General features: G+C 68.6%; 21 protein-coding genes, 1 rRNA gene and 1 pseudogene. 20 read left to right on the top strand and 3 right to left on the bottom strand.

Annotated features, from left to right (window positions below; genetic code table 11):
• Window positions 1-24: 24 nt before the first annotated feature.
• From NP095_RS14060 to NP095_RS14010, 11 genes are read left to right on the top strand one after another with little or no spacing between them, the layout of a single operon-like run.
• Entirely contained in the window at window positions 25-1,008 is a 984-nt protein-coding gene (locus NP095_RS14060) for an ABC transporter ATP-binding protein (protein ID WP_232419576.1), read from the top strand.
• Window positions 1,009-1,010: 2 nt separating this feature from the next.
• The gene (locus tag NP095_RS14055; RefSeq protein ID WP_232419597.1) at window positions 1,011-1,784 is read left to right on the top strand and encodes an MlaE family ABC transporter permease; all 774 of its coding nucleotides are present in this window, start codon (window positions 1,011-1,013) and stop codon (window positions 1,782-1,784) included.
• A 10-nt stretch (window positions 1,785-1,794) separates the two neighbouring features.
• Window positions 1,795-2,613 (top strand): MlaE family ABC transporter permease, encoded by an 819-nt coding sequence (locus tag NP095_RS14050; protein WP_232419577.1) that lies wholly within the window; start codon window positions 1,795-1,797, stop codon window positions 2,611-2,613.
• Window positions 2,613-3,929 carry an MCE family protein gene (locus NP095_RS14045; protein WP_232419578.1) on the top strand — a complete coding sequence of 439 codons (1,317 nt, stop codon included), beginning with the start codon at window positions 2,613-2,615 and terminating at the stop codon, window positions 3,927-3,929. The genes NP095_RS14050 and NP095_RS14045 overlap by 1 nt, the downstream gene beginning before the upstream one ends.
• On the top strand, window positions 3,926-5,011 hold the full coding sequence (locus NP095_RS14040) for an MCE family protein (protein ID WP_232419579.1): 1,086 nt from the start codon (window positions 3,926-3,928) through the stop codon (window positions 5,009-5,011). Before NP095_RS14045 ends, NP095_RS14040 begins: the two co-directional genes overlap by 4 nt.
• Window positions 5,002-5,988 carry an MCE family protein gene (locus NP095_RS14035; RefSeq protein WP_232419580.1) on the top strand — a complete coding sequence of 329 codons (987 nt, stop codon included), beginning with the start codon at window positions 5,002-5,004 and terminating at the stop codon, window positions 5,986-5,988. Before NP095_RS14040 ends, NP095_RS14035 begins: the two co-directional genes overlap by 10 nt.
• On the top strand, window positions 5,988-7,187 hold the full coding sequence (locus tag NP095_RS14030) for an MCE family protein (protein ID WP_232419581.1): 1,200 nt from the start codon (window positions 5,988-5,990) through the stop codon (window positions 7,185-7,187). Before NP095_RS14035 ends, NP095_RS14030 begins: the two co-directional genes overlap by 1 nt.
• Window positions 7,187-8,293, top strand: coding sequence for an MCE family protein (locus tag NP095_RS14025; protein ID WP_232419582.1), 1,107 nt, complete (start codon window positions 7,187-7,189; stop codon window positions 8,291-8,293). The genes NP095_RS14030 and NP095_RS14025 overlap by 1 nt, the downstream gene beginning before the upstream one ends.
• Window positions 8,290-9,558, top strand: a complete 1,269-nt coding sequence (locus NP095_RS14020; RefSeq protein ID WP_232419583.1) for an MCE family protein — start codon at window positions 8,290-8,292, stop codon at window positions 9,556-9,558. Before NP095_RS14025 ends, NP095_RS14020 begins: the two co-directional genes overlap by 4 nt.
• Window positions 9,525-10,076, top strand: coding sequence for a hypothetical protein (locus tag NP095_RS14015; RefSeq protein ID WP_232419584.1), 552 nt, complete (start codon window positions 9,525-9,527; stop codon window positions 10,074-10,076). Before NP095_RS14020 ends, NP095_RS14015 begins: the two co-directional genes overlap by 34 nt.
• Window positions 10,073-10,576, top strand: a complete 504-nt coding sequence (locus NP095_RS14010) for a hypothetical protein (protein WP_232419585.1) — start codon at window positions 10,073-10,075, stop codon at window positions 10,574-10,576. Before NP095_RS14015 ends, NP095_RS14010 begins: the two co-directional genes overlap by 4 nt.
• 10 nt (window positions 10,577-10,586) lie before the next feature.
• Here the strand turns inward: NP095_RS14010 and NP095_RS14005 are convergent, their stop codons facing one another.
• Window positions 10,587-11,300 (bottom strand): class E sortase, encoded by a 714-nt coding sequence (locus tag NP095_RS14005; RefSeq protein ID WP_232419586.1) that lies wholly within the window; start codon window positions 11,298-11,300, stop codon window positions 10,587-10,589.
• A 133-nt stretch (window positions 11,301-11,433) separates the two neighbouring features.
• Here NP095_RS14005 and NP095_RS14000 point away from each other — a divergent pair, with 133 nt between their 5' ends.
• From NP095_RS14000 to map, 5 genes are all read left to right on the top strand, one after another.
• Window positions 11,434-11,892: a MaoC family dehydratase gene (locus tag NP095_RS14000; RefSeq protein ID WP_232419587.1), complete on the top strand. Its 459-nt coding sequence runs from the start codon at window positions 11,434-11,436 to the stop codon at window positions 11,890-11,892.
• 3 nt (window positions 11,893-11,895) lie between these two features.
• A complete protein-coding gene (locus NP095_RS13995) occupies window positions 11,896-13,116 on the top strand; it encodes an acyl-CoA dehydrogenase family protein (RefSeq protein WP_232419588.1) in 1,221 nt (406 codons plus the stop codon).
• Window positions 13,113-13,898, top strand: coding sequence for an SDR family oxidoreductase (locus tag NP095_RS13990; RefSeq protein ID WP_232419589.1), 786 nt, complete (start codon window positions 13,113-13,115; stop codon window positions 13,896-13,898). The genes NP095_RS13995 and NP095_RS13990 overlap by 4 nt, the downstream gene beginning before the upstream one ends.
• Before the next feature lie 74 nt (window positions 13,899-13,972).
• Window positions 13,973-15,871 carry a hypothetical protein gene (locus NP095_RS13985; protein WP_232419590.1) on the top strand — a complete coding sequence of 633 codons (1,899 nt, stop codon included), beginning with the start codon at window positions 13,973-13,975 and terminating at the stop codon, window positions 15,869-15,871.
• Window positions 15,872-15,893: 22 nt separating this feature from the next.
• The gene (gene map, locus NP095_RS13980) at window positions 15,894-16,664 is read left to right on the top strand and encodes a type I methionyl aminopeptidase (protein ID WP_232419591.1); all 771 of its coding nucleotides are present in this window, start codon (window positions 15,894-15,896) and stop codon (window positions 16,662-16,664) included.
• On the opposite strand, the gene NP095_RS13975 is transcribed toward map, so the two are convergent.
• Complete coding sequence (locus NP095_RS13975) at window positions 16,645-18,012, bottom strand: amidase (protein ID WP_232419592.1); 1,368 nt, start codon at window positions 18,010-18,012, stop codon at window positions 16,645-16,647. The genes map and NP095_RS13975 overlap by 20 nt on opposite strands.
• A gap of 120 nt (window positions 18,013-18,132) precedes the next feature.
• On the opposite strand from NP095_RS13975, the gene NP095_RS13970 reads away from it, so the two are divergent.
• Both NP095_RS13970 and NP095_RS13965 read left to right on the top strand, forming a co-directional pair.
• The gene (locus NP095_RS13970) at window positions 18,133-18,717 is read left to right on the top strand and encodes a DinB family protein (protein WP_232419593.1); all 585 of its coding nucleotides are present in this window, start codon (window positions 18,133-18,135) and stop codon (window positions 18,715-18,717) included.
• Entirely contained in the window at window positions 18,714-19,316 is a 603-nt protein-coding gene (locus NP095_RS13965) for a DinB family protein (protein WP_232419594.1), read from the top strand. Before NP095_RS13970 ends, NP095_RS13965 begins: the two co-directional genes overlap by 4 nt.
• A gap of 13 nt (window positions 19,317-19,329) precedes the next feature.
• On the opposite strand, the gene NP095_RS13960 is transcribed toward NP095_RS13965, so the two are convergent.
• Window positions 19,330-20,280, bottom strand: a complete 951-nt coding sequence (locus tag NP095_RS13960) for an FKBP-type peptidyl-prolyl cis-trans isomerase (RefSeq protein WP_232419595.1) — start codon at window positions 20,278-20,280, stop codon at window positions 19,330-19,332.
• 31 nt (window positions 20,281-20,311) lie between these two features.
• Here NP095_RS13960 and NP095_RS13955 point away from each other — a divergent pair.
• Window positions 20,312-21,861: pseudogene (locus NP095_RS13955) on the top strand (NCS2 family permease).
• Between the two features lie 599 nt (window positions 21,862-22,460).
• Window positions 22,461-23,980, top strand: a 16S ribosomal RNA gene (locus NP095_RS13950).
• The last annotated feature ends 131 nt before the right edge of the window (window positions 23,981-24,111 follow it).

Below are 24,111 nucleotides of genomic sequence, written 5' to 3'. Positions count from 1 at the left end.
TTCCCCCCTTGGTAAGGAGCCCTGATGGGTGTCGAAGTTCGAGTTGAAGGATTGACGAAGGCCTTCGGCAAGCAGACCATCTGGCGCGACGTCTCGTTGAGCCTGCCGGCCGGCCAGATCAGCGTCATGCTCGGACCCTCCGGCACTGGCAAGTCGGTGTTCCTCAAGACCCTCATCGGCCTGATCAAGCCCGACGAGGGGCACATCTTCATCGAGGGCGTCGACATCGCGACCTGCAGCGAGAAGGACCTCTACGAGATCCGCAAGCTGTTCGGCGTGCTGTTCCAGGACGGCGCGATGTTCGGCTCGATGACGCTCTTCGACAACGTCGCGTTCCCGCTGCGCGAGCACACCCGCAAGTCCGAGTCCGAGATCAGCGACATCGTCATGGAGAAGATGACGATGGTCGGCCTGGTGGGCGCGGAGGACAAGCTCCCCGGTGAGATCTCCGGCGGCATGCGCAAGCGCGCCGGTCTGGCGCGCGCCCTGGTGCTCGAGCCCGAGATCATCTTGTTCGACGAGCCGGACTCGGGCCTCGACCCGGTGCGCACCGCGTTCATCAACCAGCTGATGGTCGACCTCAACGCCCAGACCGAGGCGACGTTCCTCATCGTCACGCACGACATCAACACCGCGCGGACGGTGCCGGACAACATCGGCCTGCTCTACCACCGGCACCTGTCGATGTTCGGCCCGCGCGAGATGCTCCTGTCCAGCGAGGAGCCGGCGGTGCGCCAGTTCCTCAACGCGCAGACCGTCGGCCCGATCGGCATGAGCGAGGAGAAGGACGCCGACGAGCTGGCCGCCGAGGACCACAGCACCCTGCCTCCGCTGCCGCCCATCCCGCTGCAGCTGTTCCCGTCCGACGGTCGCCCGCGCGCGACGCAGGCCGAGCCGGGCGCGTGGTGCGCCGCCAACGGCGTCGTGCCGCCGGAAGGCTCGTTCCTCGACGACGGCTCCAGCTTCACCGTGCCGCCCCAGACGTCGCTGCCCGGCGGTGCCCGGTGAGCATGATCAGGGTCGTGACGGGCCCGCTCGCCACCGCGGGCAAGCTGTTCGCCTTCGGCGCCGACGTGCTGCTCGCCGTGTTCAAGCGGCCCTTCCAGTTCCGTGAGTTCGTCCAGCAGGCGTGGTTCATCGCCTCGGTCACGATCATCCCGATCGCGTTGGTCGCGATCCCCTTCGGTGCCGTCGTGGCGTTGCAGACCGGCAGCCTGGTCCAGCAGTTCGGCGCCCAGTCGTTCGTCGGCTCCGCCGCGGTGCTGGCGGTCCTGCGCGAGGCGGCGCCCATCGCGACCGCCCTGCTGGTGGCCGGCGCCGGCGGCTCCGCGATCGCGGCCGACCTCGGTGCGCGCAAGATCCGCGAGGAGCTCGACGCGATGATGGTGCTGGGCATCGACCCCATCCAGCGGCTCGTCGTGCCGCGGGTGCTGGCCTGCATGCTGGTGGCGGTCTTCCTTAACGGACTGGTCAGCGTCGTCGGCGTGCTGGGCGGCTACATCTTCAACGTCGTCCTCCAGGGCGGCACGCCCGGCGCCTACCTGGCCTCCTTCACGGCGCTGGCCCAGACGCCCGACCTCTACCAGGGGATGGCCAAGGCGCTCGTGTTCGGCCTGATCGCCGCGATCGTCTCCACCTACATGGGCATGCACGCCGACGGCGGCCCGCAGGGCGTCGGCCAGGCGGTCATGGAGTCGGTCGTCATCACCTTCCTGCTGCTGTTCATGGCCAACTTCGTCATGAGCGCCCTGTACTTCCAGCTCATCCCGGCGAAGGCGTTGTGACGTGGTCGACGTGACACGTGTGTACGGCGCACCGCTGAGCGCCCTCGACAACCTGGGCCTCCAGCTGGCCTTCTACCTGCGCACGATCGCGTGGATGCCGCGCGTCATCACGCGCTACCCGCGCGAGATCATGCGGCTGCTGTCGGAGGTCACGTTCGGCCGCGGCTCCCTGGCGGTCATCGGCGGCACGGTCGGCGTCATCACCGCGATGTCGTTCTTCACCGGCGTCGAGGTGGGCATGCAGGGCCACAGCGCCCTCGAGCAACTGGGCACCAGCGCCTTCGCGGGCTTCTTCTCGGCGTACTTCAACACCCGCGAGATCGCCCCGCTCGTGGCGGGCATCGCCCTGGCCGCCACGGTCGGCTGTGGCTTCACCGCACAGCTCGGCGCGATGCGGATCTCCGAGGAGGTCGACGCGCTCGAGACGATGGCGATCCCGTCGCTGCCGTACCTGGTCACCACCCGCGTGCTGGCCGGCATGATCGCGATCATCCCGCTGTACATGCTCGGTCTGCTGTCGTCCTACTTCGCCACCCGGATCACCATCACCGCGATCTACGGGCAGAGCTCTGGCACCTACGACCACTACTTCAGCCTCTTCCTGCCACCGGAGGACGTGCTCTGGTCGTTCTTCAAGGTGCTGGTGTTCGCGGCGCTGGTCATCTTGATCCACTGCTACTACGGCTACTACGCCAGCGGCGGCCCGGTCGGCGTCGGCGTGGCCGTGGGCCGCGCGGTGCGCACCTCCATCGTGGTCATCAACGTCGCCGACCTGCTGATGTCGATGGCGATCTGGGGCACCACCACGACCGTGAGGCTGGCCGGCTGATGGCGCGCGTCCCCACCCTCGAGAAGCCGGCCGTCGTCCGCAGCCTGGGCGTCGTGATGATCGGCCTGATCGTCGCCTGCCTGTTCCTGACGTACGCGATGTTCACCAAGCTGTTCGCGGACGAGGTCCCGGTCACGATCCGCAGCAACGGGGTCGGCCTGCAGCTCAACCGCAACGCCGACGTCAAGCTGCGCGGCGTGATCGTCGGCCGCGTCGAGCGCATCACCTCCGAGAAGGGCGAGGCGGTGATCCACCTCAGGCTCGATCCCGACCAGCAGGGCGTGATCCCGTCGGACGTCCAGGCGTTCGTCACCCCCAAGACGCTGTTCGGCGAGAAGTTCATCGATCTGCAGCCCGTCGCCCAGTCCTCGGGCACCCCGATCCGCGCCGGCGACGAGATCGTCCAGGCCGCCCTGCCCACCGAGGTCGAGAAGCTGCTCTCCGACCTCGATCCGCTGCTGACGGCGCTGAACCCGACCGACCTGTCGTTCGTGCTCACGGCGCTCTCGGACGCGCTGTCCGGTGAGGGCGAGTCCGTCGGCCGGACCCTCGAGACGCTGTCGGCGTACATGCAGAAGATGACCCCGCTGGCCGACGACATCGTCAAGGACATCACCCTGCTCGGTGAGACGGCCGAGACCTACGCCGACGCGATGCCCGAGATCGGTGAGACGCTGCGCAACGCGGTCGTCACCGGCAACACCCTGACCGCGCGCCGCGCCCAGCTGCAGACGCTGTTCACCCAGACCGCGGCCTTCGCGACGTCGGCCGAGCAGCTCGTCGACCGCTCGGGCCAGGACTTCATCACCCTGTCGCGCGACTCCCTGCCCACGCTCGACCTGCTCGCCCGTTACTCGCCGACGATCGAGTGCGTTCTCAAGGGCATCGACCGTCTCAAGCCGGCGATCGACAACACCTTCCGCGACAAGCGCGCGCACGTCTCGATCGAGTTCGCGGCCCGCTCCCCGCGGACGTACGCCGACGGCGACTCGCCGCGCGTGCCCGCGGCCACCGGCGGGCCCAGCTCCGTCCAGCCCAGCTGCGCCACGCTGCCCAAGACCCCGTACTCGGGCAAGCGGCCGTCGCCGGGCATGAGCGACGGGCTGATGGGCCAGCTCGGTGTCGGTGACGACCTCGGCAAGACGTCGCCCCTGTCCGCCCCCACTGCCGCCGGCCCCGTGGGCAGCGAGACCGAGCGCCAGCAGATCCAGGCCATCGTGGCCTCGGCGACGGGCGTCGAGCCCGGCGACGTGCCCGACATCGCCCAGCCCCTGTTCGGTCCGGTGCTGCGCGGCGCGGAGGTGAGCCTCGGATGAGCAGGACGGGATTCGACCGCCGCACCACGATCGCCTTCACGAAGCTGATGGCGTTCCTCGTGATCACCGGCCTCATGACGGCTCTGCTGGCGGCCGTCATCGGCAACGCCTCGTTCGACCGGACGAACGAGTACAAGGCCGTCTTCACCGACGTGACGAGCCTCGTCGAGGGTGACGACGTCCGCATCGCCGGCGTTCGGGTCGGCAACGTCGCCGACGTCCGCGTGCGCTCGGGCTCGACCGCCGAGGTGACGTTCCGGGTCGACTCCGACATCACGCTGACCCAGAGCACCGAGGCGACGCTGCGCTACCGCAACATGATCGGCCAGCGCTACCTCGCGCTGGCCGAGGGCACCGACGGACCCGCCGGTCGGCTGAAGCCCGGTGAGACGGTCGACCTCGACCGGACGACGCCGGCGCTCGACCTGACCGACCTGTTCGGCGGCTTCCAGCCGCTGTTCGAGGCGCTGTCGCCGGAGGACACCAACCAGCTCGCCTACGAGCTGATCCAGGTCTTCCAGGGCGAGAGCGGAACCGTCGAGAGCCTGCTGTCGCACACCGCGTCGTTGACCGGCACCCTCGCCGAGCGCGACGAGCTCATCGGCTCGGTGATCGACAACCTCACCGTCGTCCTGACCTCGTTCAACGAGCGCGACGACGAGCTGTCGACGGCGATCTCGACCTTGCAGCAGCTCATCACCGGACTGAAGGACGACCGCGGCGTGCTCACAGGATCACTCGACGACATCGCGACCCTGACCGGCGAGACCGCCGGCCTGCTGCAGGAGTCGCGCCCGGCCCTGACGGCCGACATCAGGAACCTGCGCCGCGTGACCGACAAGGTCGGGACGAAGCGGGCGCTGCGCGACCTCGACAACACGCTGGGCGTCCTGCCGATCAAGATCGATCGGATCGGCCGCACGGGCGAGTACGGATCGTTCTTCAGCTTCTTCGTGTGCGACGTGGGCGTGAACGGCGAGCTGCCGTCGCTGAGCGGCGTCCCGGGCTGGGAGAAGAACCGTCCCTTCAAGACGACGAAGCGCGTCACCGTGACCGGGCCGGGGGTGAGTCGATGCCGCTGACCATGAAGCCGTTCCGCGACCGGAACGCGGTCGCCGTCGGCGCCGTCGCGCTGCTGTTGATCGCCCTGGTGCTCGCCCTCGCCAGCCAGGCCTCGAGCCTGCCTGTCATCGGCGGGGGAGCGAAGTACGCCGCCGAGTTCACCGAGGTGGGCGGCCTGAAGAAGGGCGACGACGTCCGCCTGGCCGGCGTCCGCGTCGGCGAGGTCTCGGGACTGGAGCTGCACGGCGACAAGGTGCGCGTGACCTTCCGGATGAAGAAGGACCGCGACCGGCTCGGCAGCCAGACCGGCGCTTCGGTCCGGATCAAGTCCCTGCTCGGCACGATGTACGTCAGCCTCGAGCCGGACGGACCCGGCACCCTCGAGAAGGGCGCGGTCATCCCCGCCTCGCGCACGAAGGCGCCGTACGACATCGTCCAGGCGTTCTCGGGGCTCACCGAGACGACGCAGGAGATCGACCAGGACCAGCTCGCCCAGGCGTTGAAGACCGTCAGCGACGTGGCCGCCAAGACGCCCGAGGAGTTCCGCGAGGCGGTCACCAACGTGACGGCCCTGTCCAACAACCTCGCCAAGCGCGACGAGGAGATCGCGTCGCTGCTCAAGAACATCGACGGCATCTCCGGTGTGCTGGCTGACCGGAACGCCGAGTTCGTCAAGCTCTTCGAGGACGGGTCGGTGCTGTTCGACGCGCTGACGGCGCGCCGCGACGCGATTCACCAGGTGCTGGTCAGCGTCACGGCGATGTCGGACGAGATCGACAAGCTCGTCGTCGACACCCGCGACGACCTCAAGCCCGCGCTGGACCGCCTGACCGGCGTCGTGCGCGTGCTGCGCCAGAACGAGGCCAACATCGAGGCCGCGATCCAGCAGCTGCCCGCGTACTACGCGATGGTCGCCAACAACGGCGCCAACGGCCCGTGGCTGGACGCCTACGTCTACAACCTGCTGAGCATCCTCGGCGTCGAGGGAGGTCTGTGATGGCCACCGTCCTGAGTCGGCTCTCCAGCAGGACCGTCGCCATCGTGGCGGCGGCCGTGTGCCTGGCCCTCGTCGCCGTGGCGGCGTTCGTGGTCCTGTCGCGCTCGGACGAGAACGTCGTCACCGTCGACTTCGACCGCACCGTCTCGCTGTACGAGGGGTCCAGCGTCCGCATCCTGGGCGTCACCGTCGGCACGGTCGAGAAGCTCACGCCGCGCGGCCAGAACGTCCGGGCGCGCATCGCCTGGGACGCGGACTACGAGGTGCCGGCCGACGTCCAGGCCGTCATCGTGTCGCCCTCGGTGGTCGGTGACCGCTTCGTCCAGCTGACGCCCGCGTACACCGGTGGCGCCAAGCTCGAGGACGGCGCGCACCTCGACCAGTCGCGGACAGCGACTCCCACCGAGCTTGACGACACCTACGCCGCCCTCGACCGCGTCGCCACGACGCTGGGTCCGAAGGGGATCAACAAGGACGGCACGCTCAGCGACCTCGTGGCCAACTCGGCCGACAACCTCGACGGCAAGGGCGCCGAGATCCGCGAGAGCATCGCGGCGCTGGCGAAGCTGACCAAGACGGTCGACGGCAACAAGACCGAGCTCTTCACCTCCGTCGAGAAGATCGAGCGCTTCGTCTCGGCGCTGGAGGCCAACGACCAGAGTGTCCGCGACTTCAACAGCAGCCTCGCCGGGGTCTCGGGTGTCCTGGCCGACGAGGGCGACGACCTGCAGCTGGCCGTCGCCGAGCTGGCGACCGCGCTGCAGCAGGTCCAGTCCTACGTGTCCGAGAACCGCACGGCCCTGCGCAAGAACGTCAAGGGCCTGTCGCGCGTCACCGGATCGCTGGCCAAGCAGCGCAAGGATCTGCAGAAGATCCTCGACCAGGGCCCGAAGGCGCTCTCCAACCTGGCGCTGGCCTACAACCCCACGACCGGCACGCTCGACTCGCGCGCCTCGATCAAGGGCTCCAAGAGCGGCGCGTTCTCCGTGTTGACCGAGGCCGAGTTCATCAGCGGCTACTGCGGGCTGGCGAGCCGGCAGAACGAGAAGTACGAGGACGCCTGCTACGCGCTGACGAACGTCCTGCGCTGGCTCGCCGAGAGTGCGCCGGGGGCGAAGCCCGCACCGGGCCAGCCGGCGGCGCAGCAGGCCGACCCGGTCTCGACCGATCCGCTGGCCGAAGTGATGGGGGTGTCGTGATGACCGCACTGCGAGCCAGGCACGCTCTGGTGGCCGTCGTGGCGCCCATCGCCCTGGTCTCGGGCTGCGTCTCGAGCGTGGGCGACCTGCCGCTGCCCGGTGGCGCCGACCTCGGCGACGACCCGTACACCGTCGTGATCGAGTTCCAGGACGTCCTCGACCTCGTGCCCCAGAGCGCCGTCAAGGTCAACGACGTCTCCGTCGGCCGGGTCACCAAGGTCGAGCTCGACGGGTGGCGCGCGAAGGTCACCGTCAAGGTCAACGGCGACGTCGACCTGCCCGACCAGTCGGTGGCGTCGATCCGCCAGACGTCGATCCTGGGCGAGAAGTTCGTCTCGCTCGCCCCGCCCGAGGAGGGTGGCGGCACCACGGGTCGGCTCGAGGACGGCGACGTGATCCCGCTGGCTCGCTCGGGCAACGCACCCGAGATCGAGCAGGTCCTCGCCGCCATGTCGCTGGTCCTCAACGGAGGCGCGCTCGGCAAGGCCCAGGTCATCAGCCGCGAGCTGAACACGGCCCTGTCCGGCCGTGAGGCCGACACGCGCACGCTCGTGCGCCGGCTGGACGAGTTCATCGGCGTCGCCGAGGCGTCCAAGGGCGACATCGTCACCGCGATCGAGCAGATCGACCGCCTGGCCAAGAACACCAACGACCAGAAGCAGGCCATCGACGCCGCCCTGGACGACCTGCCGGCAGCTCTGCGGACGGTCAACGAGCAGCGCGCCAATCTGGTCAAGATGCTCGAGGCCCTGTCCAAGCTAGGCGCCGTCGGGTCGGACGTCATCGTCAAGAGCAAGGAAGCCGTCGTGGCCGACCTCAAGGCCCTCGCGCCGATCCTGGACTCCCTCGGGTCGGCGGGCGACGCGTTGGTCAGCTCCCTCGAGGTGCTGCCCACCTTCCCGTTCCCGGACGCGCTCGTCGGCCGGACGCCCGAGGAGGCGAACGCCTACCAGATGGGCGACTACCTGAACGTGTCGATGGACTTCTCGACCGACTTCTCCACGACGATCGGCCTGATGACCGAGGCGGAGCGGGCGGCGCTCAAGCAGGCGCTGCGCGAGGACTCGGTGGCGGGCGTCATGGCCGGGACGGTGGTGGCCCCGTGATCACCCAGCGCGTCAAGGTCCAGCTGGCGATCTTCCTCGTCGGCACGCTCGTCGTGATGACCTACATCGGCATCAACTACGCCCACGTCGACCGCCTCTTCGGCAGCGGATACACCGTGACGGTCCAGATGGCCGAGCCCGGCGGCATCTTCACCACGGCCGACGTCACCTACCGCGGCGTCAGCGTCGGCCGCGTCACGGACATGTGGCTCGACGGCGACGGCGTGAAGGTCGAGGTGCGGGTCGACCCCGGCGCTCCGGACATCCCCGCCGACACCGACGTCGTCATCGCGAGCCGGTCCGCGGTCGGCGAGCAGTTCCTGGACTTCCAGCCGCGCACCGACAAGGGACCGTTCCTCGACGACGACTCGGTCATCGCCCGCGAGCGCACGCAGGTGCCCGTCGACACGCGCACGCTGCTGTCGAACGTCAGCGACCTGCTGGGGTCGGTGGACAACGAGGACCTCAGCACCGTGATCACCGAGCTGGGCACCGCGTTCGAGGGATCGTCACAGGACCTGAAGACGATCATCGACTCGTCCAACTCCTTCATCACCGAGGCCGACCAGAAGTACGAGGTCACGGCGGCGCTGATCAAGAGCTCGACGACCGTCCTGCAGACGCAGGTGGACTCCCAGAACGACATCCGCGCCTTCGCCGCGAACCTGCGATCGCTGTCGAAGGCCGTGCGCGATTCCGACCAGGACCTGCGGAAGGTGATCGACTCCGGTGCGCCGACGGCCACGACGCTGCGGGCGGTCATCGACGAGAACGCCGAGGACATCGCGGCGCTGCTCGACGACGCCATCACCGTGAACTCGGTGGTCCGTGCCAATCTGCCCGGCGTCCGCGGCGTGCTGGTCATCGCGCCCTACGGCGTCGAGAGCGCCTTCTCGATCATCGCGAAGGACTCGCGTACCGGGCAGTTCGCCGCCCGCATGAGCCTGTCCCTGCAGCCCGAGAACTCGCCGTGCCTGAAGGGCTACCAGCCCGAGTCCAAGCAGCGCACCCCGTACGACCGCACGGTCGAGCGGTGGGATCGCTCGTTCACGTGTGCGCAGAAGTTGGAGCGCGGGGCGCGTACCCCCGGCGCGACTGCGTCGTCCGCGTCCGGCGAAGCCGGTGGCGGTGTGGTCCTGGGCACGTACGATGTGGCGACGAAGCAGCTGGTGCAGGGCGACGAGACCTCGACGATCCCCCCGGCGCTCGATCTCGGCGAGGAGTCGTGGAAGTGGATGATGCTCGGTCCCGCGGTGGCGCGGTGATTCGCGGTCGGTCGATCGTCGTCGGACTCGTGGTGGTCACGCTGGTCGCCCTGGCGGCCGGTGTGGCGCTGCTGGTCCGCGGTCCGCAGATCCCGGCCTCCGCGGACTCCGCGAGCCGCCAGGACGTGCGCGCGGCGACCGAGCGGTTCGCGACGGCGATCAACTCCTACGACGTCACCGACCTCGACGAGTACGTCGAGCGGGTCGAGCCGTTGCTCACCGACGAGCTGGCCGAGCAGTTCAAGGCGTCCACGCGCGATCTGCTGGCGAAGTTCGAGGCGGCGAAGATCGTCTCGAAGGGCAAGGTCGGCCAGGTCGCCGTCGACAGCATCGATCGCGACAGCGCCGAGGCGATCGCCGCGATCACGATCAGCACCGAGCCCGAAGACGTCCAGTACGGCCAGCCCCGACTGCGGTGGCGTGTCTCGCTGGTCAAGAAGGACGGCGACTGGCTCGTCGAGAACTTCTCCAACGTCACCGTCGCCACCACTGCTCCGGAAGAGGGTGACGCCCCGTGAGGCTCGTTCGTTCCCGCCGCGACCTGGTGCTGCTGGCGCTGGCCCTGTGCGCCGTCGTGTTCGCCCTCGTGTCGCTCCTGGTCGTGCAACGCGCCGAGGCGTCGGCGCAGGACCAGGTCGATGCCCAGGACGACGCCGTGGCCGCCGCCTCGAAGGCGCTGCCCGAGATGCTCGGCTACAAGCACGCCACCGTGGCGCAGGATCTCGACGACGCGACGAAGGTCATGACCGAGAAGTTCGCGAAGAAGTACTCCGAGCTCGCTCCGCAGCTGGTCGCCACCGCCGGCCAGCGCAAGATCGACGTCGTCGCCACGGTGCGCACCATCGCGCCGCTGGAGTGCGGCCAGGAGTGCTCCACCTCGAAGGTCCGAGTGCTGGCGTTCGTCGACCAGAACCGCACCATCGCCGGCAAGCCGGGGTCGCCCGCGCCGCTCTCGGTCGTGGTCGAGATGAACCGGGTCGACGGCGACTGGCTGGTGAACGACCTCACCACCAGCTGAGGCCGGCTGCTCAGACGTGCTTGGCGTCGACCAGGGTGCCGAACACGGCCGAGCGGTTGTCGGTGTGAAAGATCTCCGAGCAGGTCGTCAGCGTCAGCAGGGCCTCGCTGGGCTTGGCGCCCGAGCGCTGGTCCTTCGCCTTCCGCGCCTTCTCGGGCACGGGCTGGACGACCCAGATGTCGGTGAAGTCGACGATGGTGTCCGTGCCGGAGTTCTGCAGCTCGTACGTGTAGACGTGGGTGCGGGTCTCGACCTCGACCAGGTCGCCGGCGCGCAGGTCGGGGAAGTCCTTGAACGGCTGACCGTTGGTGACGCGGTGACCCGCGACCGCGAAGTTGCCGATCTGGCCGGGGCGCTGGGTGTCGGGGAACCAGCCGACGCCCGAGGTCAGCGCCGTGTCGTCGACCCCGGCCACGACGGGCACCTCGAAGTCATCGCCGAAGCGGGGCACCCGCAGCACGGCGAAGACCTGCCCGATCCGCAGCTTGTCGGTCGCGGCGTCGCCCTGGCGATTGCCCTTCCAGTCGTCGGCGAGCGCGACGGCCATCTCGCCCTGGCGCTGCTTGGCCACGATGTTCGTGCCCACGTACTTCCAGCCGGCCCAGCCTGCGCCGATCAGCAGGGCCACCGTCAGCGCGGAGGCCAGCAGCCGCATCGGCCGCAGTTGCGGGGTCGGCTTCAGTTCGGGGCGCTCGCGGCGCGGTGGGCCGACGTCGGGGGTCACGGTAACGAGTGTCACACCTGCGTGGCGCCGGGACAATCGTCCCGGGGGAGTGCGACGCGCAGGTCGTTGCTCGTGACGACCATCACGCGGTACGGTGAGCGCTAAGCAAGCGCTTAGTCAGGAGACCCGCGACATGACCCGTGAATTCGACACCATCGCCGACCTCAAGGCCGCCGTCGGCCAAGAGCTCGGCACCAGCGACTGGGTGACCGTCACCCAGGACAGGATCAACCTCTTCGCGGACGCCACCGGCGACCACCAGTGGATCCACGTCGATCCCGAGGCCGCCGCCCAGGGCCCGTTCGGCAAGACGATCGCCCACGGGTACCTCACGCTGAGCCTGCTGCCGGTCTTCACCCAGCAGATCTACTCCGTCAAGAGCGCCGTGATGGGCGTCAACTACGGGGCCAACAAGGTGCGCTTCCCACACCCGGTGCCGGTCGACTCGCGGGTGCGCGGCACGGCCACCCTCAAGGAGACGCAGGACATCGCGATCGGCACGCAGGTCGTGCTCACGGTCGTCGTCGAGATCGACGGCGTCGAGAAGCCGGCCTGCATCGCCGACGTCGTCTACGTCATCGCGGAGGGCTGATCCATGGACTTTGCCTTCGACGAGTTGACCCAGGACCTCATCGCGCGCATGCAGTCCTTCATGGACGAGGTCGTTCACCCGGCCGAGCCGCTCGCGCACGAGCAGATCCAGGCCAACTACGCGAACGACGTGTGGGACATCCCGGCGGTGATCGAGGACCTGAAGGTCGAGGCGAAGCAGCGAGGTCTGTGGAACCTGTTCCTGCCCGGCGAGGGCGGCGCCGGTCTGACGAACCTGCAGTACGCGCCGCTGGCCGAGATCCAGGGCCGCAGCATCCAGCTGGCGCCGCCGGCGACGAACTGCGCCGCCCCGGACACCGGCAACATGGAGGTGCTCAACCAGTTCGGCACCGAGGAGCAGAAGAAGCGCTGGCTCGAGCCGCTGCTGGCCGGCGAGATCCGGTCGGCCTTCGCCATGACCGAGCCCGACGTCGCGTCCAGCGACGCCACCAACATCGAGACCTCGATCGTGCGCGACGGTGACGAGTACGTCATCAACGGCCGCAAGTGGTGGATCACCGGCGCGATGAACCCGAAGGCCGAGGTCTTCATCGTCATGGGCAAGACCGATCCGACGGCCGCGCGGCACCGCCAGCAGTCGCAGATCCTGGTCCCGCGGGACACCCCCGGCCTGGAGATCGTCCGCGGCATGCACGTGTTCGGCTACCACGATCGCGATCACGGCGGCCACGCCGAGCTGCGGTTCACCGACGTGCGCGTGCCCGTCACGAACCTCATCGCCGGCGAGGGCGACGGCTTCGCGATCGCCCAGGCTCGCCTCGGGCCGGGCCGCATCCACCACTGCATGCGGTCGATCGGCATCGCCGAGCGCGCGATCGAGCTCATGTGCCAGCGGGCGCAGAGTCGCACCGCGTTCGGCAAGCCGCTCGCCGACCAGGGCGTCATCCGGGACTGGATCGCCGAGTCGCGCGTGCGGATCGAGCAGCTGCGTCTGCTCGTCCTCAAGACCGCGTGGCTGATGGACACCGTCGGCAACCGCGGCGCCCACACCGAGATCCAGGCGATCAAGATCGCCACGCCGCGGACCGTGGAGTGGATCCTCGACAAGGCGATCCAGACCCACGGCGGCGGCGGCCTGAGCCAGGACTTCCCGTTGGCCGAGATGTACGCCGGCATCCGCACGCTGCGGTTCGCCGACGGCCCCGACGAGGTGCACAAGAACTCGTTGGCCAAGGCGGAGCTGAAGCGGCAGGGCCTGCGATGAGCCGGCGCTGCGTCGTCACAGGAGCCGCGGGCGGCATCGGCCTGGCCATCGCGGAGGCGCTCGTCGAGCGCGGCGACCGGGTGCTGCTCGCGGACCTCGACGAGCAGCGCCTGGCAGAGGCGGGGGAGCGGCTCGGCCAGCCCTGGATCGCCGGTGACGTCGCCGCCGAGCCCGGCATCGCGGCACTCATCGAGACGGCCGACGCCGAGTTCGGTGGGATCGACCTCTACGTCGCGAACGCCGGGGTCTTCCGCGGCTTCGGGCTCGCGGCCGACGAGTTCGACTGGTCGCTGTCGTGGGACGTGAACGTCATGGCTCACGTCCGTGCCGCGCGAGCGCTGGTCCCGCGGTGGAGCGTCGAGAACCCGGGCGTCTTCGCCGTCACCGCCTCGGCGGCCGGCCTGCTGACGCAGCTCGGATCGCCCACCTACGCCGTGACCAAGCGCGCCGCCGTCGGCTTCGCGGAGTGGCTCGCCGCGACGTACGGCGACCGGGGCGTCCAGGTCGCCGCGCTGTGCCCGATGGGCGTCGCCACCCCGATGGCCGAGGCCGGCGAGACCGTCACCGATCCGCAGGGCCGGCTGGCGCACGCCTCCGTCACGGCGGCCGGTGAGACGCTCACGCCGCAGGAGGCCGCCCGGGTGCTGCTCGAGGCGATCGACGAGGGCCGGCTGCTGGCTCTGCCGCACGAGTCCGTGGGGACGATGTACGCCCGCAAGGCGCAGGACACCGACCACTGGGTGACCGGGATGCAGCGGTTCAGATCGTCCCTCGGCGACTGATTGGCGTATCAGCCCCACGGGCCGCTCCTCCCTCGATACGATCAGCCGATCTGTTCTGACTACGGGGGTCCCCGATGAACCGCACGTCCCTGCGCTTGCTTGCCGGCGCCGTCCTCGCGGGCGTGGCCGCGACCACGCTGGTCGCACCGGCAGCGCAGGCGGCCCCGGAGCCCGCGGCGTTCTGCTCCGACGGCACCCAGCCGATGGTCCCCAAGGCCGAGACGGAGGCGTTCGACGACTCGACGACCGTCCGCGGACTGACCGTGGTCAAGGGCACGACGCCCGTCGAGTTCACCGGCACGTTCGTCGGCGCGATCGACAACGCGCTCGGAACGTCCGAGGGCGGCACCGACATGCTGCTGTTCTCCCTGCGTGGCGCGGGCATCGACCGGGCCTCGACGGCAACGGACGGCACCCCCGCCGGGATCTGGGCCGGCATGTCCGGCTCGCCCGTGTACCTGCCGGACGGCCGGCTGATCGGCGCCGTGGCGTACGGCCTCAGCCCCGACAACGTCCCGATCGCGGGCATCACGCCCGCGTACGCCATGAAGCGCCTGGGTGCGGACAAGCTGCGCGCCCCGGCCAAGCTCACGATCAAGCGCAGCGCGCTGCAGGGCGCCTCGGCCCGGACCGCGGCGACGCTCGCGGGACAGTCGGCCCGCCAGCTCAAGGCCGTCCGCGTCGTCTCCGGCGGAGCCGCCGCCAACGACCTGGCCAACCGCACGCTGGCGCGCGTCCCGGCGGTCTCCGCGTCGGCGCGCTCCGCCCGGGCGGGCGGGTTCGGCGCCGTCGCGGCGCCCTCGGGACTCGACCAGCCGCTCGTCCCCGGCGGCAACATCGCCGTCGGCTACACGACCGGAGACCTCTTCGCCGGCGGTGTCGGCACGGTGACCGCCATCTGCGGCTCCACGGTGTGGGCCTTCGGCCACCCGCTGGACTTCGCCGGCCCGACCTCGCTGTCGATCCACAACGCCTCGGCCGCCCTCGTGATGCCGGACTCGACGGGCCTGATCGGCTCGTACAAGCAGGTCGGGAAGGTGGGCCAGCAGATCGGCACGATCACGACGGACGGCTACGCCGGCATCAAGGGCCAGGTCGGCCTGATCCGCGGCTTCCCCGTCGTGACGCACGTCCGCAACGCCCGGGGCGCGGCGCTCGCGACCTATCGCGGCACCGTGGTCGACCCGGCGATGGCCGCGTTCGGGGCCGGGTACGGTCCGGCCTTCGCGGTGCAGGACGTCCTGGACAACCTCGGCATCGGCACCGCCAAGCTCTCGTGGCGGATCGACTACCGCCTGAGCAACGGGCGCACCGGCAGCCTGTCGAACTCCCAGATCTACGCCGACGCGGGCGGTGAGCTCGCCGACGTCGTCGCGAGCGACATCGCCGGCGACGTCAGCGCGATCGCCTCCACGGACCTCGCGGACGTGACCGTCACGGGTGTGTCGTCCACGATGACCCTGATCAGCAACGCGGCGATCGATCACCGCTTCGCGAGCGCCCAGCGCTGGACCGGCAAGAAGTGGGTCACGCTGCGCGGCTCCTCGGTCAAGGCCGGCCGGACGATGAAGGTGCGCCCCGTGTACCGCCAGTACGTCAACGGCCGTCCGAAGGGCACCTCGGCCGGTCCGGCCAAGGCGTTCAAGATCGGCAAGAACGCGAAGGGCCGGGCCTCGGTCACCTTCAGCGCCCGCGCGGGCGCCGGCGGGGACGAGGGTGAGGACGAGTGCATCAAGCTCGACGACGGACAGGTCATCTGCCCCGACTTCGACAGCGAGGGCGGCGGAGCGCGCACGTTCGAGGACCTGGTGGCCGGTCTCGATGGTCTCGTCCGCGCCGATCGCGCCGATGTGGCGGCGCAGTGGAAGTGGAAGCTGCGCAAGTCCAAGGGCGTCTCGCAGCGACGGGCCGGTGTGGTCGCTCCGGGCAGGATCAGCGGCTCCTACGCCGCGACCTTCCGGGTCCGCCGCTGACCTCGGTCCGTAGGCTGGTGTCATGGCGATCGAGCTGCTGACCCCTGCCCAGATCGACGAGATGCGGCCCGCCGGCCGCTTCGTCGCCGATGTCCTGACCACCTTGGTCGAGACCGCGGACGTGGGGACGGACCTGATCGAGCTCGACGCCCTGGCCCACCGGATGATCCGGGAACGCGGCGCCGAGTCCTGCTACATCGACTACGCGCCGTCGTTCGGCCGCGGGCCGTTCGGCTACGTGCTGTGCACCAGCGTGAACGACGCCGTGCTGCACGGGCTGCCGCACCGCTACAAGCTGCGCGACGGCGACCTGGTCAGCTTCGACTTCGCGGTCAGTGTCGACGGCTGGGTCTGCGATTCCGCGGTCAGCAAGGTCGTCGGCACGCCCCGCGACGAGGACCTGCGCCTGATCGAGGCCACCGAGGTGGCGCTGGCGCGCGCGATCGAGGTCGCTCGTCCCGGCAAGAAGGTCGGCGACATCAGCGCGGTCATCGGCGAGACGGCCCGCGAGTACGGCTACCCGGTCAACACCCAGTTCGGCGGTCACGGCGTGGGCCGCACGATGCACGGCGACCCGCACATCTCGAACGACGGCAAGGCCGGCCGGGGCTTCCCGCTCAAGCCGGGCCTCGTCATCGCGATCGAGCCGTGGTTCCTCGCGTCCACCGACGAGATCCGGATGGACGACGACGGCTGGACGATCCGCAGCGCCGACGGGTCCCGCGGCGCGCACAGCGAGCACACGATCGCGATCACCGAGGGTGACCCGATCATCATGACCGCGCGCGGCTGACCAGCTGGTCGGCGACCTGCAGGACGAGCGCGTCGGCCCCGACGTGGCCGGCGAGCATCACGCCGACCGGCAGGCCCTCGTGCACGTGGCCCGGCACGCTGACCGCGGGCTGGCCGCTCATGTTCATCAGCGCGGTGTACGGGGTGAACAGCAGCTCGCGCCGGTGGTCCTCGGCCGGATCGCCCGACTCGGTGAACCAGGCGTGCGGCTGTGGCGGAAGCGCGAGCGTCGGCGTCAGGAACAGGTCCACGTCCGCCAGTGAGGCGTTGACGGCCGCCGTGGTGAGCTCGAGGTACGTCATCGCTGCCGCCAGCTGGGGAGCCGACGCCCGGCCGCCGCGCTCGTGCCAGTAGCGGGTCGTGGGCCGCAGTTGCGCGATCGCCTCGTCCGGCAGGGGGACCGAGGCCATGCCGGCGGACCAGACCACGTTGAACTGCTGCTCCAGCTCCGCGGGCCAGGGATTCGCGACCTCGACGATCTCGTGGCCCAGCGCGGCGAGAGAGTCGCGCGCCGCCTCGACGGCGGCGACGGAGCCGGGGGAGGCCGTGGCGAAGTCGAGGTAGGGGTCGGTCCACGTCGCGATCCGCAGGCGTCCGGGGTCGCGGGTCGCCGCCTCGGCGAACGGGGTCGCCGGCGCCGGCCAGACCCGGGACGACCCCGGCACCGGCCGCGCGAGGAGGTCGAGCACCGCGGCCACGTCGCGCACCGAGCGCGCCAGGACGCCGTCGGTCGCGAGTCCGCTCCACGTCGGCGAGTCCGGACCGGCGCCGATCCGTCCGCGCGACGGCTTGAACCCGATGACCCCGCAGCACGACGCGGGGATGCGGATGGAGCCACCCCCGTCGCTGCCCGGGGCCCACGGCAGCAGGTGCGATCCGACGGCCGCGGCCGCACCACCGCTCGAGCCGCCGGCGTTCAGCCGGGGATCGGCCGGGCAGCATGCCGGCCCGACGACGTCGTTGTCGGTGTACGAGCTGAGGCCGAACTCGGGGGTGTTCGACTTGCCGAGGCTGACGAAGCCGGCCGCCTCGACGAGATCCACGACGTGCGCGTTGTGGTCGGGTACCCGTCCGGCCATCAGCCGCGACCCCATCGAGGTCGGCACGCCGGCCGTCATCGTCAGGTCCTTGAACGCGGTCGGGACACCGGCGAAGGCCGGCCGGTCGGTCATCGCATCGAGCTCGGCGGCACGAGTGAGGGCACGGTCGGACGTGACGGTGACGAATGCGCCCAGCTCGTCGGCCTCGACCCGCTCGAGGAAGTGTCGGGTCACCTCGACGCAGGAGACGTCGCCCCGCGCGATCGTGGCGGCCAGGTCGTGCGCGTCCAGTTCGTGCAGTTCGGTCACGTCGCCACCGTCTCGTGCGGCGGCGGTGAGGATCAAGCGGCGCGGCCGTGTCGCCTGCGCTCGCCTTGACGCGCGGCCTTCCGGGCGGTCGACTGGTCCCAGTCGTCGGAGGAGGACGAGATGCCCGCACCGCAGGACGCCTCACCCGGTCACGCAGCGGCCGGTCGCCATCGCCGGGTCGCCGAGGGCTTCGGGACCGTGGTCGGGCAGGTCGCCGACTGGGACGCTCCCACGCCCGTCTCCTCGTGGCAGGCACGCGACGTCGTCCTGCACCTGGTGACCTGGTCGCAGGGCTTCCTCGCGTCCGGCGGGATCGATCTCGCTCGTCCTGTCGACGCCGACGACCCACTCGGCACGTGGCGCACCCACGCCGCCGAGATCCAGGGCCTGCTCGACTCGTCCGCCGCGACCGACGACTTCACGCATCCGCAGCTGGGCACCGACCGGCTCGGCGCGGTGATCGACCGGTTCTACTCGACGGACGTGCTGATGCACACCTGGGACCTCGCCGAGGCGGCCGCTGTCCCCTCCGGCCTGGACCCGGTCGAGTGCGAGCAGCTCCTCGAGGGCATGCGCTCGCACGACCAGATGCTGCGGGACTCCGGCCAGTACGGCCCGGCTGTCCCGGTGTCCCCCGAACGAGATGCGGTGGTGCGGCTCATGGGCTTCATCGGCCGCGACCCCGAGTGGAGGCAGAGCAGATGATCGATCGCCAGACCTGTCTGGAGTACCTGCGCCGGAACCGCCGCGCCGTCCTGCGGGCCGTGCACGGCGTGCCCGAGTACGACGCCCGCCGGCCGTTGACCCGGTCGGGGACGAACCTGTTGGGGGTGGTCAAGCACCTGGCGCTCGTCGAGCTCGAGTACGTCTCGGACTGCGCCGGGTTCCCGTGCGACCTGGGGTCGCCCTGGAAGGAGGCGGACGAGGCGATCAACGGCGACCTGTGGCTGACCGCCGACGAGAGCGCGGAGTCGGTGATCGCCCTCTACGTCGCCGCGGGGGAGCACACCGAGCGTGCCGCCGCGACGCTGCCGATCGACTCGCCGGCCACCGTGCCGTGGTGGTCGAAGGGCGACACCACCTTCGACCGGCTGCTGGTGCACCTGGTCTCCGAGACCGCGCAGCACGCCGGCCACCTCGACATCCTGCGCGAGGGGATCGACGGCCAGGGCGACACGTGGGACGAGACCCGCACCTATCGCGACGACGCCTGGTGGTCGGCGCTGTTGAGCCGGATCGCTGCGGCGGCGGAGCCGTTCCGCGGGTCCGACTCGCGGGTCGCGGCGCCAGAAGGGACCTTCTGACGCCGCGCCCGGGTCAGGAGTTGATCGAGACGATCTCGACGACGAACAGCACCGACTTGCCGGCGAGCGGGTTCTGCTCGGAGGGCTCGGTGCCGAAGCCGTACTCGGGCGGCATCGTGACGATCACCGTCGAGCCGACCTTCTGCCCGATCACGCCGGCCGCGAAGCCCTGCACGACCTCGGTGGTGCTCATCTGCGCCGGCTGGCCGTCCTTGCCGAAGGTCTGCTGGAAGATCTTGCCGCCGTCCTCCCAGGTGCGCCCCTGGTAGTTGACGGTCAGGGAGTCGCCGGCCTTCACCGTCTTGCCGTCACCCTCCTTCAGCACCTTGACCAGGACATCCTTCGGGGGATCGGTCTTGGGCAGGGTGACCTTCGGCTCCTCGCCCGTCAGCGAGACCTTCGGGACGTCCTTCTTCCACTCCTTGGCCTTGATCTCCTCGCGCACGTCGACGACGTCGGTCACGACGACAAGGGCGTCATCGGCCTTGATGTCGAGCTCGGGATAGCCCTGGTCGCCATAGACATCGGAGGCCACGACCGTGGTCACGACCCGCGAGCCCGTGGGCACGCACTCGATGCTGGCCCGGAACGCCTCGAACGTCTTGTCGTCGCCGACGGTCAGCGTGGCCGGCTCGCTCAGGGCCTGCTTGCCCGTGCGGCCGTTGAAGACGGTGATGACGGCCTCGACCTGCTCGCCCTTGGCGGTGTCGTCGCCCTTGCCCTCGTCGACGACGGTGCGCTGCAGATCGTCCGCCTTGACCGTGAGCGGAGCCTTGAAGGTCGCCTTCGGGCCACGCTGGCCGAACTCGCCGCTGACCTTCACCGCGTCACTGGACGATCCGGACTGGTAGTCGGCGCAGTCCGCCTTCTTCGCGTCGTCCTTGTCGTCGTCGTTCGAGCCGCAGGCGGCCAGTGGGGCCGCGGCGAGCAACAGGACGACGGGGAGTGCCTTCAGGTTCCGCATGGGTGGGGTTCTCGTTTCCTCTAGATGGCGTATGCCGAACAGTCTGGCGAGCGTACCTGTCCGTTCGCCGAAGGCCGCCGTAGAAATCCCTGAGAACCCCGATGTGCCGCGGAATTCCAAGGGTTGGCACAATACTGAGACGTGTTGACTACTCTCGATCGCTACTTCAAGATCTCCCAGCGCGGTTCATCGTTCGGCCAGGAGGTTCGCGGCGGAGTCGTGACCTTCCTCACGATGGCCTACATCATCGTCCTCAACCCGATCATCCTCAGCGGTGTCGCGGACGCGGACGGCAAATTCCTCGGAGGAGGCACCGAGCCAGGCTCGGGATTCGCCACGATCGCAGCGTGTACGGCGCTCGTCGCCGGACTGTTGACGATCCTGATGGGAGTCGTCGCGAACTTCCCCCTCGCTCTGGCCACCGGCCTGGGCCTCAACGCCTTCGTCGCCTACTCGGTCGCCACGCAGATGACGTGGGCCGACGCGATGGGTCTGGTCATCCTCGAGGGCGTCGTGATCCTCGTACTGGTGCTGACCGGCTTCCGCAAGGCCGTGTTCGACGCGGTGCCTGCGCAGCTGAAGACGGCCATCGCCGTCGGCATCGGTCTGTTCCTGACGCTGATCGCTCTGATCGACGCCGGCTTCGTGCGCACCACGGGCAACGCGTCCCCGCCGGTCGGCATGGGCATCGGCGGCGAGCTGACCGGCTGGCCGGTCCTGGTGTTCTGCTTCGGCCTGCTGCTGATGATCAGCCTGCACGCCCGGCGCGTGCCCGGAGCCATCCTGATCGGCATCGCCGTCACGACCGTCGTCGCGATCATCGTCCAGATGATCACCGACATCCCCGGCGCCAACGGCGACCCGACCTCCAAGGGCTGGAACCTCAACGTCCCGGCGTGGCCCGACAAGCTGGTCTCGAAGCCGGACCTGTCCCTGCTGGGTGACTTCAACCTGTTCGGCTCGTTCGAGCGGGTGGGCGCCATCGCCGCGATCCTCCTGGTCTTCACCCTGATGCTGGCGGACTTCTTCGACACGATGGGCACGATGACCGCCGTCGGCGCCGAGGCCGGTCTGAACGACAAGGACGGCGCTCCCGAGGGAACGCAGAAGATCCTGATCGTCGACTCCGTCGCTGCCGCCGTGGGCGGCGCTGCGGGGATCTCGAGCAACACGTCGTACGTCGAGTCGACCGCTGGTGTGGCCGACGGTGCCCGGACGGGCCTGGCGAGCGTCGTCACCGGCCTGTGCTTCCTGCTGGCGACCATCTTCACGCCGATCGTGCAGATCATCCCGAACGAGGCGGCTGTGGCGGCTCTCGTCCTGGTGGGCTTCCTGATGATGACCCAGGTGACGGGGATCGATTGGACCGATGTCGAGATCGCGATCCCCGCGTTCCTGACGATCGCCGTCATGCCGTTCACGTACTCGATCACCGCAGGCATCGGCGCCGGCTTCCTGTCGTACGTCGTCCTCAAGCTCGCGATGGGCAAGGCGCGTCAGGTGCACCTGCTGCTGTGGCTGATCGCGGCGCTCTTCGTGGCCTACTTCGCGATCGAACCGATCACCCGCGCGCTCACCTGATCCCACCACCCGTCAACGGCGGTCGGCAGTCGGTCTTTTTTCAGACCGGGGGCCGGCCGCCGTTTGTCGTCCCTGCGGTTGTCACAGGCGTCTCAGGGGTCTCAGTGGGGCCGAAATGGGCTGGTATTTCAGGTGTGACGCAGGACACCGGGGACCCGATTTGCCATGGCTGGAAACGTCTGTGTAATGTTCTTCTTGTTGCACCGAACGGCGCAGCGAAGCGCAGACCGAAGCGGTTAACGCCAGGCACTCGTGAGAGGGCCGGAGACTGGCCGCGGAAAACGTAGCGCACATCGTGACCGACCCGGGTTTGACCTGGTGACAACGGCGATGTAAATTAGACGAGTTGCCCTGCGGGCTTGCCGGAGACGGTTGAGCTGGTGGTGTGCGTCTGATCCTTGAGAACTCAACAGTGTGCCAAAAGTCGACGAATTATTATCAGTACCCCGGCGGCTGCGAAGGATGATCTGGTCTTAAGTGATCTGGTTGTCGCGCGGAGCCGCAGGGACAATTCCGACAACTAATGACTGTCAGCAGTCATAACTTGTCAGGAATCAAATTTTCTAGATGTTGACCATGCCTTCGGGTGTGGGAGATTTTCAACGGAGAGTTTGATCCTGGCTCAGGACGAACGCTGGCGGCGTGCTTAACACATGCAAGTCGAGCGGTAAGGCTCCTTCGGGAGTACACGAGCGGCGAACGGGTGAGTAACACGTGAGTAACCTGCCCCATTCATCGGAATAACCAGTGGAAACGCTGGCTAATGCCGAATACGACCACCGAAGGCATCTTCTGGTGGTGGAAAGCTCCGGCGGAATGGGATGGACTCGCGGCCTATCAGCTTGTTGGTGAGGTAATGGCTCACCAAGGCGACGACGGGTAGCCGGCCTGAGAGGGTGACCGGCCACACTGGGACTGAGACACGGCCCAGACTCCTACGGGAGGCAGCAGTGGGGAATATTGGACAATGGGCGAAAGCCTGATCCAGCAACGCCGCGTGAGGGATGACGGCCTTCGGGTTGTAAACCTCTTTCAGCAGGGACGAAGCGAAAGTGACGGTACCTGCAGAAGAAGGACCGGCCAACTACGTGCCAGCAGCCGCGGTAATACGTAGGGTCCGAGCGTTGTCCGGAATTATTGGGCGTAAAGGGCTCGTAGGCGGTTTGTCACGTCGGAAGTGAAAACTCAGGGCTCAACCCTGAGCGTGCTTACGATACGGGCAAACTAGAGGTATGCAGGGGAGAACGGAATTCCTGGTGTAGCGGTGGAATGCGCAGATATCAGGAGGAACACCGGTGGCGAAGGCGGTTCTCTGGGCATTACCTGACGCTGAGGAGCGAAAGCATGGGGAGCGAACAGGATTAGATACCCTGGTAGTCCATGCCGTAAACGTTGGGCGCTAGGTGTGGGGACCTTCCACGGTCTCCGTGCCGCAGCTAACGCATTAAGCGCCCCGCCTGGGGAGTACGGCCGCAAGGCTAAAACTCAAAGGAATTGACGGGGGCCCGCACAAGCGGCGGAGCATGCTGATTAATTCGATGCAACGCGAAGAACCTTACCTGGGTTTGACATATGCCGGAAAGCCGTAGAGATACGGCCCCCCTTGTGGTCGGTATACAGGTGGTGCATGGCTGTCGTCAGCTCGTGTCGTGAGATGTTGGGTTAAGTCCCGCAACGAGCGCAACCCTCGTCCTATGTTGCCAGCACGTAATGGTGGGGACTCATAGGAGACTGCCGGGGTCAACTCGGAGGAAGGTGGGGATGACGTCAAGTCTTCATGCCCCTTATGTCCAGGGCTTCAAGCATGCTACAATGGCCGGTACAATGGGCTGCGAAACCGCGAGGTGGAGCGAATCCCAAAAAGCCGGTCTCAGTTCGGATTGGGGTCTGCAACTCGACCCCATGAAGTCGGAGTCGCTAGTAATCGCAGATCAGCAACGCTGCGGTGAATACGTTCCCGGGCCTTGTACACACCGCCCGTCACGTCATGAAAGTCGGCAACACCCGAAGCCAGTGGCCCAACCGTTTACGGAGGGAGCTGTCGAAGGTGGGGCTGGCGATTGGGACGAAGTCGTAACAAGGTAGCCGTACCGGAAGGTGCGGCTGGATCACCTCCTTTCTAAGGAGCATCTGGCTCTCTTTGTAGAGTCCAGGCGGACTCGTTCGTCAGCGAATGTCTGACGCGGTCCAGCTCACTAGTGGACGTCGACTATTTGGCTTGTCGCCGGCGGAACATCGTCAGTACTGCCC

The organism is Aeromicrobium duanguangcaii (genome assembly GCF_024508295.1).
Taxonomy (GTDB): domain Bacteria; phylum Actinomycetota; class Actinomycetes; order Propionibacteriales; family Nocardioidaceae; genus Aeromicrobium; species Aeromicrobium duanguangcaii.
The sequence above is the reverse complement of the archived record's forward strand: the minus strand, read 5'-3'. Positions and strand labels throughout refer to the sequence as shown.